This window comes from Ruegeria sp. BE9 (assembly GCF_056538765.1).
Genome location: NZ_JBQFTS010000001.1, coordinates 466,499 through 481,743, shown reverse-complemented (window position 1 = coordinate 481,743; position 15,245 = coordinate 466,499). Strand labels below are relative to the sequence as shown.

At 56.2% G+C, this 15,245-nt stretch carries 12 protein-coding genes; 5 read left to right on the top strand and 7 right to left on the bottom strand.

Annotated features, from left to right (window positions below):
• The first annotated feature begins 47 nt into the window (after window positions 1–47).
• The 4 genes from hemB to ACR0EO_RS02330 all read left to right on the top strand — a co-directional run bounded on the left by hemB (window position 48) and on the right by ACR0EO_RS02330 (window position 4,900).
• The gene (gene hemB / locus ACR0EO_RS02345; RefSeq protein ID WP_480686816.1) at window positions 48–1,046 is read left to right on the top strand and encodes a porphobilinogen synthase; all 999 of its coding nucleotides are present in this window, start codon (window positions 48–50) and stop codon (window positions 1,044–1,046) included.
• A gap of 141 nt (window positions 1,047–1,187) precedes the next feature.
• Window positions 1,188–1,760: a lipid-binding SYLF domain-containing protein gene (locus tag ACR0EO_RS02340; protein WP_480686815.1), complete on the top strand. Its 573-nt coding sequence runs from the start codon at window positions 1,188–1,190 to the stop codon at window positions 1,758–1,760.
• 172 nt (window positions 1,761–1,932) lie between these two features.
• On the top strand, window positions 1,933–4,395 hold the full coding sequence (locus ACR0EO_RS02335; protein ID WP_480686814.1) for a penicillin acylase family protein: 2,463 nt from the start codon (window positions 1,933–1,935) through the stop codon (window positions 4,393–4,395).
• A gap of 109 nt (window positions 4,396–4,504) precedes the next feature.
• Complete coding sequence (locus ACR0EO_RS02330) at window positions 4,505–4,900, top strand: nuclear transport factor 2 family protein (protein WP_480686813.1); 396 nt, start codon at window positions 4,505–4,507, stop codon at window positions 4,898–4,900.
• Window positions 4,901–4,903: 3 nt separating this feature from the next.
• Here ACR0EO_RS02330 and hflX read toward each other — a convergent pair whose 3' ends face one another.
• From hflX to trkA, 4 genes are all read right to left on the bottom strand, one after another.
• A complete protein-coding gene (hflX, locus tag ACR0EO_RS02325) occupies window positions 4,904–6,175 on the bottom strand; it encodes a GTPase HflX (protein ID WP_480686812.1) in 1,272 nt (423 codons plus the stop codon).
• Window positions 6,175–6,414, bottom strand: a complete 240-nt coding sequence (hfq, locus tag ACR0EO_RS02320) for an RNA chaperone Hfq (RefSeq protein ID WP_010440340.1) — start codon at window positions 6,412–6,414, stop codon at window positions 6,175–6,177. Before hfq ends, hflX begins: the two co-directional genes overlap by 1 nt.
• A gap of 124 nt (window positions 6,415–6,538) precedes the next feature.
• Window positions 6,539–8,077, bottom strand: a complete 1,539-nt coding sequence (locus tag ACR0EO_RS02315) for a TrkH family potassium uptake protein (RefSeq protein WP_480686811.1) — start codon at window positions 8,075–8,077, stop codon at window positions 6,539–6,541.
• Window positions 8,077–9,453, bottom strand: a complete 1,377-nt coding sequence (gene trkA, locus ACR0EO_RS02310) for a Trk system potassium transporter TrkA (RefSeq protein WP_480686810.1) — start codon at window positions 9,451–9,453, stop codon at window positions 8,077–8,079. Before trkA ends, ACR0EO_RS02315 begins: the two co-directional genes overlap by 1 nt.
• A gap of 96 nt (window positions 9,454–9,549) precedes the next feature.
• Between trkA and ACR0EO_RS02305 the strand changes: the two genes are divergently transcribed.
• Window positions 9,550–10,029, top strand: coding sequence for a hypothetical protein (locus ACR0EO_RS02305; RefSeq protein WP_480686809.1), 480 nt, complete (start codon window positions 9,550–9,552; stop codon window positions 10,027–10,029).
• 12 nt (window positions 10,030–10,041) lie between these two features.
• On the opposite strand, the gene ntrX is transcribed toward ACR0EO_RS02305, so the two are convergent.
• From ntrX to ACR0EO_RS02290, 3 genes are all read right to left on the bottom strand, one after another.
• Window positions 10,042–11,451: a nitrogen assimilation response regulator NtrX gene (ntrX, locus tag ACR0EO_RS02300; RefSeq protein WP_480686808.1), complete on the bottom strand. Its 1,410-nt coding sequence runs from the start codon at window positions 11,449–11,451 to the stop codon at window positions 10,042–10,044.
• The gene (locus ACR0EO_RS02295) at window positions 11,448–13,736 is read right to left on the bottom strand and encodes a sensor histidine kinase NtrY-like (RefSeq protein ID WP_480686807.1); all 2,289 of its coding nucleotides are present in this window, start codon (window positions 13,734–13,736) and stop codon (window positions 11,448–11,450) included. Before ACR0EO_RS02295 ends, ntrX begins: the two co-directional genes overlap by 4 nt.
• Window positions 13,737–13,835: 99 nt before the next feature.
• Window positions 13,836–15,203, bottom strand: a complete 1,368-nt coding sequence (locus ACR0EO_RS02290) for a response regulator (protein ID WP_480686806.1) — start codon at window positions 15,201–15,203, stop codon at window positions 13,836–13,838.
• Window positions 15,204–15,245 lie beyond the last annotated feature (42 nt).

The window sequence follows — 15,245 nt, the reverse complement described above, 5'->3', positions numbered from 1 at the left end:
GAAGAATTCATGCCACCCAATGCGGGAATATTCAAGGAGAGCGCGACATGAAACCGACCATCGCCCCCTATCCTCTGACCCGTTTTCGCCGGGCGCGCCAATCAGAGGCAGTACGCGGACTTGTAAGGGAAAACACGCTTACCACCGACGATCTGATCTGGCCGGTTTTCGTGCGCGATGGTGAAGGTATCGAAGAGCCCGTACCCTCCATGCCGGGTGTAGTGCGCCGTTCGGTTGACCTGATTGCCAAAGCCGCAGTTGAGGCACAGGCGCTTGGAATTCCGGCGATTTGTATTTTTCCGTACACCGATCCCAGCCTGAAAACCGAAGACTGCGCCGAGGCTTGGAATCCTGACAACCTGTCAAACCGCGCCATCCGTGCAATAAAAGAGGCCGCTCCTGAAATCGCGGTCATGACTGACGTTGCACTGGACCCTTACAACATCAATGGCCATGACGGGTATGTCGTGGATGGCGAAATCGTGAACGACCAGACGGTCGAGGCGTTGGTCAAAATGACGCTCGCTCAGGCCGAGGCCGGAGCGGACATCATTGGCCCATCTGACATGATGGACGGTCGGATCGGCGAAATGCGCCGCGCTTTGGAGTCGGCAGGGCATCAGAACGTGATGATCCTGAGCTATGCCGCTAAATACGCGAGTGCTTTCTATGGCCCCTTCCGAGATGCGGTGGGCGCATCGGGTGCTCTGACCGGGGACAAAAAGACCTACCAGATGGACCCGGCCAATTCGAACGAAGCCCTTCGCCTGATTGAACGCGATCTAACCGAAGGTGCAGATATGGTCATGATCAAGCCGGGGATGCCATACTTGGACATCTGCCGCCGTGTCAAAGACGCCTTTGGCGCACCAACTTATGCCTATCAGGTGTCAGGTGAATACGCGATGGTTCAGGCTGCTGCACAGAACGGATGGATCGACGGCGAAAAGGTAATGTTGGAAAGTTTGCTGGCCTTCAAGCGCGCAGGATGCGACGGCATTCTGACCTACTTCGCGCCCGAGGTCGCCCGCATCGTTCAGAGCTAAAACCCCAAATTATCGCAATTTTTCGCCGATTGCGTCCTGCGGTCACTCAGCTTTCCCGTGACACGCAGCGTCAATCGGCGTATTCTTGCACACAAGATCGGGATCACCCGACAAATCAGGCAGTAATACAGAGAAAAAATTATGAGCAGTTCCAACGCACCCCGACTGAGCCGTCGTGGCTTTGCTTTTGGCATGGCCGGCCTGACGCTGACCGCAGCTTGCGGTAATGGTGTCGGCAATTCAAACGCCGCAACGATCGACGCTCGCGTCGATGCAACACTAACCGAAATGTATGCGCGCTATCCCAACACAGTTGAGATTGCGAACAAGTCCAACGGAATGTTGGTCATGCCCCTGATCACCGAAGCCGGCTTTGTTTTCGGCGGCGGTTACGGCCGAGGCGCCCTGCGTATCAATGGCGCGACAGTCGATTACTACTCCGCTGTAAAAGGCACCGCCGGACTACAGATCGGTGCTCAGCAATATGCCCATGTCCTGTTCTTTATGACGCAAGATGCGTTGAACGACTTCCGCCGTTCCAGCGGTTGGACTGCAGGTGCTGATATTGGTTACGTCGTCAGCGATCAGGGCGACTCGCTGTCTACCGACACAACGACGTTGCGTTCTCCAGTTTTGGCCGCTGTATTCGGCCAAGCCGGGCTGCAAATTGGCGCAACCGTCGAAGGTACGAAATACACACGCATTATTCCGTAACGTCGGATTACCACGACCACTCTTGCAACCCCGCCACCAGCCTGAACTGTGGCGGGGTTTCTTGTTTATAGTGCTGTAAAGACGAATATTCCGGGGCTGTTCCTCTTTCGGTCAGCACGGCCATCCACTAGTCTTGCCGCAATCGGAAATTGATCAGGATTGTGGGTCACAGATGGGATTCGTGTTTCGCTGGCTTGTGCGTATTACCTCTGGTCTGATCCTGCTGGCTTTGGCTGCAATTGGGTTGGTGTATTTTTTGGCCAGCCAGTCTCTGCCGGACTACGATCAGACGGTTGAAGTCAGGGGGCTGAGCGCTCCTGTCGAGATCATCCGCGATACGGCCAACGTCCCGCATATCCTTGCCGAAAACGACCCTGATGTGTTTTTTGGTCTGGGTTACGCCCATGCGCAAGATCGCCTTTGGCAGATGACAATCATGCGTCGTACAGCACAGGGACGCCTCTCCGAGGTCTTTGGTAAGCGAACGGTCCCAATCGACAAGCTGCTGCGCCGATTGGATCTTTACAGCCTGGCGCATCGTTCGGTCGACGTTCAGGACGACTACACCAAAGCAGCGCTGCGCGCCTATGCCGCCGGTGTGAACGCACGGCTGGACGAGATCAACGAAGCCGCTCTGGGCCGCGGTGCCCCGGAAATGTTCCTGTTTAACGCTCCGGTGTCTCCGTGGCAGCCAGGTGACAGCATCGCTGTGATCAAATTGATGGGGCTGCAACTGTCAGGGCATCTGCAGGATGAGGTGCTGCGCGCACGTACTTCTCTGATGCTGAACGACCCTACAAGGCTGGCAGATATCCTGCCGAATGTGCCCGGAGAAGGCATTGCGGCTTTGCCCGAATACGCCGCACTATTTCCCAACCTGCCTCGCTATGCCCGTGGCACACCTATGCCCGAAACCCCGCTGTCGCCATTCCCGAAACGCGGACTGGCGGGGGCATCCAATGCATGGACTGCGGCACCTTCACGCTCGGCCAGCGGCGGCACCTTGTTGGCGAACGACCCACATCTGGGCTTTACGGCCCCCGGGGTCTGGTATCTTGCTCGGTTGGAACTGGCGAAAGGTGGCGTGATCGGCGCGACGATACCCGGCGTTCCAGCTGTCATGACAGGACGAAGTGATCGGTTGGGCTGGGGTCTTACATCGTCGTACTTGGACGATCAGGACGTTCACATAGAACAACTAAACCCGGACAACCCGGAAGAATACCTGACGCCGGATGGCTTCAAAAAGTTCCGCACGCGCCCATCTATCCTCGAAATCAAGGACGAAGCCCCTATTACGCTGACCTTGCGCTGGACGGAAAACGGACCTGTCTTGCCCGGCAGCCACTATGATCTGGAGACGATAACCCCTGCCGGTCATGTGGCTTCTTTATCGTGGACGGCCCTTAGTCCACGGGACACGTCGATGACGGCTTCGATGGCCTTGATGAACGCCGAAACCGTTCGGCAAGCGATTGAGGCCGGAGAGAAGTTTATCGCTCCTTCGCAAAACCTTTCGCTGGTCGACAAGGACACGATCGGCTTGAAACTGATTGGTGCAATGCCAAAACGTGACCTGCGAAACCAAAGCCGGGGTCGCATCCCTACCCCCGGCTGGCTGGCCGAAAATCTTTGGCAAGGTCGCTTGCCCTATGTCGACAATCCTGAATTCGTCGCCCCGGCGGGCGGAATTCTCGGGAACACGAACAATAAGATCATCGACCGCCCCTTCCCGGAACATGTGTCCTATGAATGGGGAGACACCCAACGAGTTCACCGTTGGGAACGGCTGATGCAATCTCGTGAAGTCCACACCCGTGACAGCTTTATCGAGGCGCAGCTGGATACCGTCAGCTTTACAGCTCGATCATTACTGCCACTTATTGGCGCGGATCTGTGGTTCACCGGGGCTTCTGCGCCCGAAGGCACACCAGAACGCCAGCGTCAGATCGCTCTGTCTTTGCTGGCCGAATGGAACGGCGAGATGAACGAGCATTTACCTGAGCCGCTGATCTATGCCGCGTGGTTGCGGGCACTGCAAATTCGCCTGATCTCTGACGAATTGGGTCCTCTGGCGGCCGAATACAAACATGTGGAACCGCTGTTCATCGAACGTGTTTACCGAGACATCGATGGGGCGTCCGTATGGTGTGACGTTCGCCAAAGCGCTCCAACCGAGACATGCACCGACATGGCGCGACTGGCCTTAGACGACGCGATTATTTGGATCTCCGAGAATTATGGAACCGCTCTGGAATCACTGCGGTGGGGGGATGCGCATCAGGCCACTCATGATCATCCGGTTCTGGGGTCAGTCCCGGTGTTGCGTTTCTTTGTTAATATCCGCCAATCGACCAGCGGAGGAGATAACACGCTTCTGCGCGGCCGAACCTCGGGTGAAGGCAAAGATCCATTCCAGAATGTGCACGGCGCCGGGTATCGCGGTGTTTACGATTTTGCCGATCCCGACAGTTCCGTCTTTATCACTGCTACGGGTCAGTCCGGCCATTTCCTTTCGCGCTACTATGACGATCAGGCGCAGTTGTGGCGTCGAGGCGAATATATCCCCATGTCATTGGATATCGACCTAGCGCGGGCTGCCGCAGTCGGCGTCACAAACCTGATCCCGCGCTAATTTTTGCTGCCTCGGCAAGACCTTGCCCCTCACATTTTGCCACCGTGGACGCCGACCCGCCTTTTCGCCTACGATCTTAGGGCCGAGGAGTTGGGACCGGGGGGCACAAATGGCTAGTATTCGGGATAGACTAAATAATCTTGCACGGGACTATGCGATCGCCTGGAGCTCTGGTGACGCAAACGCTGTGGCCGAGTTTTTCGCCGCTGATGGGCAGATTTCGATCAACCGAGGAGACCCGATTGTCGGGCGCGCAGCGGTGGCCGAGATGGCGCGCGGATTTCATTCAGACTTCCCCGACCTTGAAGTCCGATGCGACATGCTCAGATGGGCCGGTCAGCACGCGATCTTTGTCTGGACTTTAGAAGGTCACCACGCGCAAACGGGCAACCTTGTCGTCACCCGCGGCTGGGAAGAGTGGGAACTAACCAATGATCACAAAATTCAGTCATCGTTGGGTTGGTTTGATGCCGAAGACTATCAACGCCAAATTGACGGGCAATAAAGATTAAAGCGCCGAAAACTGTGCGGCTTGTTTGTCCGTCCACAATACGGTGATTTCAAACCCATCTTCGGTCTGTTTTTCTGAACGAACCACATCCTGCCTGAACAACCACGCACGTTTGTCACCTTGAGCAAACGTCAGCGTCAGAGTGAGCTCGTGCCGAACACCCTGTAACTTGGTTGCGATCTCAGCCAACAACGGCTCGATCCCCTCACCCGTCACCGCCGAGATTGCAAAGATCGATTGGTCCCGTTCTGCCCGCGCTAAAGCCGCCTCGCGCTCTTCGGCACTTAGCAGGTCGATCTTGTTCCAAACTTCAAGCCGAGGGCGTTCATCATCCACACCCAGTGAGGTCAGAATAGCCTCAACATCCTGCGCTTGCGCTTCGGTTTCCTCGTGGCTGATGTCACGAACATGAACGACGATATCTGCGCCCAAAACCTCTTCGAGCGTTGCACGGAAGGCTGCGACCAGTTCGGTGGGCAAATCCGAAATAAAGCCCACCGTGTCCGAAAGGATAACTTCGGGGCCGTCGGGTAGTTGGACTCGTCGCATCGTCGGGTCAAGAGTGGCGAACAGCATGTCCTTGGCCATCACCTCGGCACCCGTCAGGCGATTGAACAACGTTGATTTGCCAGCGTTCGTATACCCGACCAGCGCAACAATCGGATAAGGCACCTTAGCCCGCGCCGCCCTGTGCAAAGTTCGAGTTTTGACCACCTTTTGCAGCTGGCGTCGCAGACGCACCAGTTGTTCATCGATTGCGCGGCGGTCAGCCTCAATCTGAGTTTCGCCGGGACCACCGACGAATCCCAAACCACCACGTTGCCGTTCCAAGTGGGTCCAGGCCCGAACGAGTCGCGTGCGTTGATAGCTAAGCGCCGCCATCTCAACCTGTAGCACACCCTCGCGGGTTCGCGCGCGGTCACTGAAAATTTCGAGAATTAGCCCTGTGCGGTCGAGGATTTTGACTTTCCACGCCTTCTCAAGGTTCCGTTGCTGAACGGGCGAAACCGGGCCGTCGATCAGCACCAGTTCGATTTCACTGTCGTGCAGACGCTCGGCCAGTTCTTCAATTTTGCCGCTACCAAAAAGTAATCCCGGCTGTGCGCGTTGCAGGCGCACGACCTCGGACCCGATCACATCAAGATCGGGTAAAGCGGCAGCCAATGCCACCGCCTCTTCCAGCGCTGGTTCGGGGACACGGCGCTGTTCATCTGATTTGATTTCCGGATGCAGCACCCAAGCCCGGGTGCGCGTCCTATCATGTTCCATCAAGAGGCGTCTTCGCCCTCATACAGGCTGATCGGCTGTGACGGCATGATCGTCGAAATCGCATGTTTATATACCAGCTGCGACTGTCCGTCGCGGCGAAGTAACACGCAAAAATTGTCGAACCAGGTGATCACACCCTGCAATTTCACACCGTTGATCAGGAAAATTGTGACCGGTACTTTTGCTTTCCGTACATTATTCAGGAACGCGTCCTGAAGATTCTGTCTGTCCGAAGCCATATTTTATTATCTCGCCATTGTTCTTGCTACGCGCTGCGGACCAACGCGCTCCCTCTGGCAGAGTATGGAGAGTCATTAACCGAGTTTCCAGACGAAAAATCAGTCAATTCGTTCCTGATGTATCTTAATCTCGCCAAAGGCTTGGCGTAATTAGCGCAATGATCGCCAGTGTTTCCAGTCGCCCAATCACCATGGCGGCACACATTGTCAGCTTAGCTCCAGCTGAAAGGTCCACCAAACGGATCGGAACGTCCGTGGCCAGTTCGATCAGTGGCCCCGTCGTACTCAGGGCAGCGATACTCAAAACCATGGCCTGTTCGAACCCTGCGCCCATGACCGCGAGAAGCAGGTTAAAAACGGCCGCAGTAAGCGCGAACATCATTAAAAAGATCCAGGCGATGAAGGCTCCATCGCTTTGGATACGACGGTTGCCGCCGCCCACTCCACTTACGGAGGACGGGTAAATCAGGCGGTCAATTTCGCGTGCACCGTTTAAGTACAGGGCAAAAACGCGAAGCAGTTTCACCCCGCCCGCCGTCGTCGCCACGCCACCGCCGATCAGGGCCAGCCCCATCAGGATCAACCCCGGCGTCCCTAGCCCAGAAAGCTGCTGAGCATCGTTCCAGTTCGCACTCTCGAAACCGGCTGTGGTTAGAAAAGAAAGAACCGTGAAAACCATCCCCCAAGCCACACTCAGCGCCTGAAACGGCTCCATCTGGCCGCCGATTTCGTGGACACCAGCCAGAACACGAAAGAATAACAGCGCGGCGACGCCGACCACAATCATCAGGCCGATCCGAAACTCCGGATCTTTGTCCAACCGCGAGTATCCGGTTGTGGCGGTATCTGTCGAAAAAGTGAGCCTAGACAGAGCGAAGAACAAGAACAGAAACAGTATGGCTTCGCCCGTGATACCAGCCTGCGCGCCCTCCAAACCTCCGACCGGAGAGATACCGGATGTGGCCATCGTTGACATTGCGTGACAGATCGCTGTCAGGCCGTTTTCACCTGCGATCAACAGCAGAAGCCAAATTACGGCCGTCAGGCCTGCATAGACGGGCGTCAATGTTCGGGTCACCCGGATCAGGCGCCCTCTGGGGTCGACCTTTTCACTTTGCGCCACACCCGAAACAGGACGCCCGGGTTGCCCGCGCGCGGTCACCTCAAACCCACCCAGCGATAGCGGAGCCAAAATAGCAGCGGCTGAAACCCACATGATCAGCCCGCCCATCCAACCAACAAGCGCACGCCAAAGGTGTAGAGGAGCAGTAAGCCGGTCTGGATCCGGGAAAATATCCGCCCCTGTAGTTGTGAGCGCACTAACCATGTCGAAATACGCGTTCAAAAACGTTGTGGTTCCAAGAGCATCGTGCAGAGGAATTGCCAGAAACAACGGCAATACGGTGAAACACCCCAACAACACTGCCAACTGTCCCAAAGTTCCACGACGCGGCACGCGGTTTGACGAAGCCACCGCTATCGTCGCAACCACGAACAGGCCGAGCAAACCGGAATAGAAGAACGAGCGCGACGTGTCGTGGTTATCCAATGCCAGCGCATAGATGGCAGGCACCCACATCGACAGAGCAAACACACCCCAAATCAGCAGGAACAGCGGCAGGCGCCGCACCAGACCAATCCGTTGTGCCCTAACCCTCGCCATCAGAAGAAATCGATCGAAACCTGCATAAGCCGCTCAACCTCGGGTACGTCCTTGGCCATTGCAAAGATCGCCACCACGTCTTTTTCCTCGATCCGCAGGCTTCCAGTAGGACGTAGCAGTTCGTCCCCTTTGAGAACAGCTCCGACCAGCACGCCTTCTGGGAAATCAATGTCCCGCAGTTTCTGCCCCGCCATTGGAGAAGTCGAAAGTACCTCAGCCTCAATCACCTCGGCTTCGGCGTCGCCGATAGAGTATACTTGCCGAACGCGGCCGTGACGGATGTGACGTAGGATCGAGCTCACGGTCGTTGCCCGCGGGTTGATGTAGGCATCAATCCCCAGTGGCCCCATGAGCGCTACCATGCTGGGGTCGTTGATCAAGGCGATCGCCAAGGCACAGCCTTCGGCCTTGGCTCTTACAGCCGCCAGCATATTGGCTCGATCATCGTCAGTAACGGCCAACATCGCGTCGGCGCGTTCGATGCCTGCTTCGCGTAGCAGAGCGGCATCCAAACCGTCACCGTTCAGAACGATTGTCCTCTCTAGTGTCTCGGCTGCCAGTTCTGCACATCGGCGATCACGTTCGATGATTTTGGCACGTACCCGGCTTTCGCGCTCCTCAAGGGTCCGCGCAACTTCAAGGCCGACGTTGCCGCCACCGACGATAACTACGCGATCCTGTTTCTTTTGCGCCTTGCCGAAGACCTCCATCGTTCGATCGACATCTTTGACATTCGTAAAGACGTAACACTCGTCACCCACAAACAGCTGGTCTTCGGATTCCGGAGCGAACAGAGTACCGTCGCGCCGTACCCCCACAACAATTGAGCTGAGTGTCGAAAACAGATCCGTCAACTGGCGCAGCGGTGTGTTCACGATGGGGCAGTCTTCGTCGATACGTATGCCCAGCAGTTGCGCCTTGCCGTCCATGAACATTTCTGTGTCAAAGGCCGACGGCGCAGAAAGGCGCTGCATGGCCGCAGCGGCCACTTCGCGTTCGGGGCTGATCACCACATCAATCGGCAGGTGGTCGCGTCGGAACAAGTCCGAGTGGATGGCCTGAAGATAAGATTTCGACCGCAGGCGCGCGATCTTGCGCTGGATCGAAAAGACCGAGTGCGCCATTTGGCAGGTGACCATGTTCACCTCGTCCGAATGGGTCGCGGCAATGATCATGTCGGCGTCGCGGGCACCTGCCCTATCCAGCACATCCGGATAACTGGCAAACCCGGCGATCCCTTGAACGTCCAAAGTTTCGGTCGCGCGGCGCACCAGATCGGGATTGTTATCGACAACTGTTACGTCGTTAAGTTCGCCCGATAAGTGCCGAGCAATCTGCCAGCCCACCTGACCAGCGCCGCAAATGATGACCTTCATGGTATTGGCCTTTCTGCCTGAAATCTTTGAATGACAGATGCCCCCAAAGCGGTCAATTGAATTGTCATAGACGCGAAGCTAGGGCAAGATAACCCTATGAAAACAGTACTTCGTTTACTCATTCCTTTAATAGTCCTTACGTCCTGCGGCCCGCTTTCGCTGTATTACCGCGAGGGTGAAAGCGTATCGCGTATGCAGGAAGAAACGACGCAGTGCCAAGTTCAGGCACTCAAGGATGCCCCAGTCGCCAATCAGTTGCGGCAAAACCCGCCGGTCTATTGGCCCGGGCGCACCTATTGCGACAGTAGGGGTCGATGCCACCGCACCCCAGGTTGGTGGCAACCCGGCCAAGTTTACACCGTGGACGTGAACAAAGGTCTTCGCAACAACGTCGAGGCGCAGTGCATGGCTCAAAAGGGATACCGCCCCGTTAGCCTGCCGCCATGCCGCCAAAACGTTAAGTCAAAGGTGCCCGCGGTTCGCACGACACAACTGCCGCCGCTCAGCACCTCTTCGTGTTTTGTCAAATTTGACGACGGATCGCTCCAGATCATTACACCCGGTCAGCCCGGATAAACGACCGGCGGATCACTCCGCCGGTTCTGGTTCATCTAGCTGAGCCACACGAGCGCCAGCTTTGTTCGAGGTCACAACCCCCAAAGACTTTAGCTTACGGTGCAGCGCGCTGCGTTCCATGCCTACAAAGCTGGCAGTACGGCTGATGTTACCACCAAAACGATTGATCTGGGTCAGCAGATACTCACGCTCGAACGCCTCTCTGGCCTCACGCAGCGGCAAAGTCGCCAGTGCGCCTGACAGGACAACACGGCGCGAGTCGTCGGTCTTCTCTTCTTCCGCAGGAAGCTCCTTTGCTTCGATGGGGCCAGTTCCCTCACCCAAGATCAGAACACGCTCAATGAGGTTCTTGAGCTGCCGCACGTTTCCGGGCCAGGTCATCGTCTGCAATAACGCGACCGCCTCTTCCGATATTTCGCGCTGTGTCAGGCCCTGAGTTTCATTGCACATTTCAATGAAATGCTGAGCCAGCACAGGAATGTCTTCGCGGCGCTCTTCCAGAGAAGGCACGGCAATCGGCACAACGTTCAGGCGGTGATAAAGCTCCTCTCGGAACCGGTCGGCGGCGATTTCATCGTCTAGATCTCGGTTGGTCGACGAAATAACCCGCAGATCGACCCGCACCTTGTCAGAACCGCCTACCCGCTGGAACTGTTGGTCAACCAACACACGCAGAATTTTTGACTGCGTACCCATAGGCATGTCAGCGACCTCATCGAAATAGATTACGCCGCCATGCGCTTCTTCCAACAGACCGATTTCAACGCCCCGTTCTGACGACTCCCGTCCGAACAGAACCTCTTCGACGCGCTCAGGCTCGATACCGGCACAGTTCACTGTGACGAAAGGAGCGTTGGCACGGTTTGAATGGGCGTGGATGTACCGAGCCGCGATTTCCTTGCCAGAACCTGCAGGGCCACTCAGCATGACACGCCCGTTGGATTTGGTGACTTTGTCCAGCTGGTTTTGCATTGCACGGAAGGCTGCAGACTTGCCGATCATATCCGAGCTGGTGACTTCTTTGCGCTTGAGCGACGCATTCTCGCGACGCAGGCGAGACGTCTCCATGGCGCGACGGATCACCACCATCAGCTGGTCGATGTTAAAGGGCTTTTCGATAAAGTCGTACGCGCCCTGTTTGATTGCAGCCACTGCAATTTCGATGTTGCCGTGGCCGGAAATGATCACCACCGGAACATCCGGATTATCTCGTTTGACTGCCTTCAGGATGTCGATCCCATCCATGCGGCTGTCTTTCAACCAGATATCCAAAATCAGCAACCCGGGCGGCTCGTTGTTGATCGCTGCCATGCACTCATCCGAGTTGCCTGCCAGCCGGGTTGAATAGCCTTCGTCCTCCAGAATATCGGACACCAGCTCGCGAATATCGCGCTCGTCATCTACGATCAGAATGTCACTCATCTTTGGCCTGCTTTCAGTTTGTTAGTATGAATTGCCTGCTTTTGAGGCGCAGCGGTCGGGGATAAATTGCCCCCCGGTAATCGGATCACGGCCATCGCGCCAAAATGGTCCTGTCCGTCAAAGACTGGGGCGTCCTCAAGGGTGAGTGCGCCACCATGTTCTTCGATAATCTTTTTGACGATGGGCAAGCCTAATCCGGTCCCCTCGTCTCGTGTGGTCACATACGGCTCGAACAGCCGTGCCCGGTCTTCCGGTAGGCCAATGCCGTTATCTGCAATAGTGATCACCGTACCCGCATCATCAGTAGAAACATCTACACGGATTTGCGGTGCCAGATTCTCAGGCGGGTCTTTTTTCTTGAGGCTTTCGATTGCCTCGCCCGCATTTTTAATCAGGTTGGTCAGTGCCTGACTCACCATCGTTGCATCAACGTCTGCCAAAATTGGCTGGTCCGGTAGCGAGGCATTAATCTCAACATCAGGCTGCCCGGCTTGTTGCAACAACACTGCTTCGCGAACCAATCCAACGATGTCTTCCTCACGCCGATCTGGTTCGGGCATGCGAGCGAACTTCGAAAACTCATCAACGATCCGTCGTAAGTCGTTGGTTTGGCGCACGATAACGTCCGTCATCGATACGAGGCTATCGCAGTCCTCTTCATCCAATTTGCGGGAGAATTTTCGTTTGATACGTTCAGCACTCAGTTGGATTGGGGTCAAAGGGTTCTTGATTTCGTGCGCAATTCGGCGCGCCACATCGCCCCAGGCAGCCATTCTTTGCGCACTGACCAAGTCAGTTACATCGTCAAAGGCAACCACGTAACCTTCCAAGCCGCCATCTTCACCCCGGCGAGTCGCCATGCGGACAAGCAAGTTCTCTAATTGACCTTTTCGCGTGACCTTCACTTCACCCTGAACTGCTTCTTGACCACTTTCCTTGAGGCTTTCGAACAGAGGCAGAAACTCAGGAACAGCGATTCCGATGGCAAGTTGTTCGTCGACACGCGACCAATCCAAAAGACGCTCGGCCGACCTGTTGACGAAAGTCACGCATCCATCTGGGTCAACTCCGACCACGCCCGAAGTCACAGAGCTAAGAACCGAATCGAAAAGACGACGACGGCGTTCAATCTGGCGCGTGTTCTCTAGTAGAGTGTCGCGCTGACCTTTAAGTTGTCGCGTCATCTGGTTGAAATAACGGCCTAACATAGCAATTTCATCGTCGCTGGCTTCTTCGATGACCTGAACGCTCAAGTCGCCTGCACCGACACGCTGAGCCGCCGTGGTAAGCCGCCCCACTGGACGCGAAAGGCGCTCAGCGAACCACATGCCCAATGACATTGCCGCCAGAATAAGAATGACCGCAAAGCCCAGATACAAAAGCCCGAACTCAAAAAGCACCCGGCCGCGTTCGCTTTCAAGCTGCTGATAGAACTGCACCGTTTCCTTGGTGTCGTCGAGCAATGTCAGCAATTGGCCATCGACTTCGCGGCTGACATAAAGATACCGGTCCAGATAGGCTTGCAGCGGAACCAGCGCACGGAATTCGCTGTTCTGCCAATCCGCAATGATCAATAGCCCATCGTCAGCGGCTTCGATCATTTGCTCTGGTGTCGGGGCCTCGTAATTGAACAGGTAAGAACGATCACCGCGCGAGCGAATTTCGCCACTTCCATCAATTACATATGCCTCACGTAGACCCCGTTGGATCTGCGCTTGTCCTTGCGCAAGAACTTCGCGCAGTTCTGCATCTGAGATGTAGAAATCCCGAGACCTAGCGTTGTCCAGGAACCGAGCCAAGACAACCGCGTCTTGCGTCAGACCTTCCCTGTGTTCCTGCTCATACGCTTCTGCCGCTGAAAGGGATGAACCGACCACCTGCCGAACACGATCCGAGAACCACCCTTCAAGGCCGATATTCACTGTCAGGCCTGCAAAGATCGCAACAGTCACAGTTGGAACCAGCGCCAACAGCGTAAATGCGCCGATCAGCCTCAAGTGAAGTCGAGATCCTGCGGATTTCGCACGGCGGGCGGCGATGAGTGTGCCGACCTGCCCCAGAACCAACCCGGCAACGACCAGCACATAAACCAGGTCTGCAAGGAGGATTAGTCGCAGCGTCGGAGCGGTTGCACCCAGATCGAATGGACCAATGACCAGATAGGTGGCAAGCGCCAAAGCTGGGCCTAGAAGAACCAAGCCCAAGGTGCCGAAATTGCGCAGTTTTCGGGATTTCCGCCACCGATTAATCGCTGGAATCGGCCCGCTCTGTGCCCGGGTTGCCACCGTCTGCCCTCATTCTGATGTGCCGCTTGCGCGGCTTACCGCCATATATCGTGGTCTTTGTCGGGCTCGAACCCGAATGCCACGGTTTGTGTGGCGATATTACATCAGTTTGCGTCGACGTGTCACCTGAATATCGAGGTCTGTAATCTTTTTCCGCAGCGTATTTCGATTGATCCCCAGAAGATCAGCACATTTCGCCTGATTTCCGCCAGTTGCGTCCAGCGCCAGTTCGATCAGAGGTGCCTCAACCTCGCGCAAGATGCGCTGATACAGGCCAGGCGGCGGCAACAAATTGCCATGCAGATCGAAGTAACGACGCAAATGGCGAGCTACAGACGCCGATAGTTTTTCCCGCTCACCATCACCCAAAACTGGCTCCGCTTCGGGCTGACTGCCCAGAACCATTTCAACTTCGGCTTTCGAAATCTCGTCTGCACGGCTGGTCAGACTTAGACGACGAATGGCGTTTTCCAATTGCCTCACGTTGCCGGGCCATGAATACCGCCGCACTAACTCTACCGCATCGGGGCTAAGCCAGCGTTTGGTGCCGTGCTCACGCTCTTCTCGCGCAAGGAAGTGATCCGCCAACAAGGTGATATCATCCACGCGCTCACGCAGGGCGGGCACGTGAACCGTCGCGCCGCAAAGACGGTAGTATAGGTCCTGGCGTACTCGACCACTCTCCATAGCTTCGGTGAGGTCCGATTGGCTGGTCGCCATGAAACGGGGTACGTGGTCGCCGGGCGTGTCCATCATGCGCACGATGCGCGCCTGCAATTCATCTTCGATATCAGCGATCTCATCAATCAGCAGTGTGCCGCCCCGTACGCGCGCCATTACACGCGCAGGCCCTTCCAGATCACGCAGATCGGCGGCGGTGGCCGTTACGAACGGCAATGTGCGCCGATCCGAAAAATCGTGAATAGCACGCGCGATCAAAGACTTGCCGGTACCACTTTCACCAGAAATCATAACCGACAGATCCGTGTTCATCACCCGCGCCACAAGCCGGTACAAGGCCTGCATAACCGGGGTGCGCCCAACCAGCGGTAGCTCTTCAGGGCGGTCATCAACGGCTTCGACCACTTCGGTCTGTACGCGCTGTTTCTGCTCCAAAGCACGCGCGGTTCGCTTCATCAGGTCAGGCAGGTCAAACGGCTTGGGCAGGTAGTCATAAGCATCCGCTTCGGCCGCCTGAATCGCCGTCATGATCGTGTTTTGTGCCGAAATCACAATGACCGGCAAACCGGGCCGGTCCTGAGCTATCTTGGGCAGCATCTCAAGGCCGTTGCCATCCGGCATGACCACGTCCGAGATCACCACATCGCCCTTACCCTCACCGACCCAGCGCATCAGCGTTGTCAGCGACGAGGTCGCATGGACCTTGCACCCTGCCCTCGTCAGGGCCTGAGTCAGAACGGTGCGGATCGTGCGGTCGTCATCTGCGACCAGTACTGTGCCATCCATCGGGTGCTCTCCTTATTCTTGCTCTTTTCGGCGTTTGCTTTG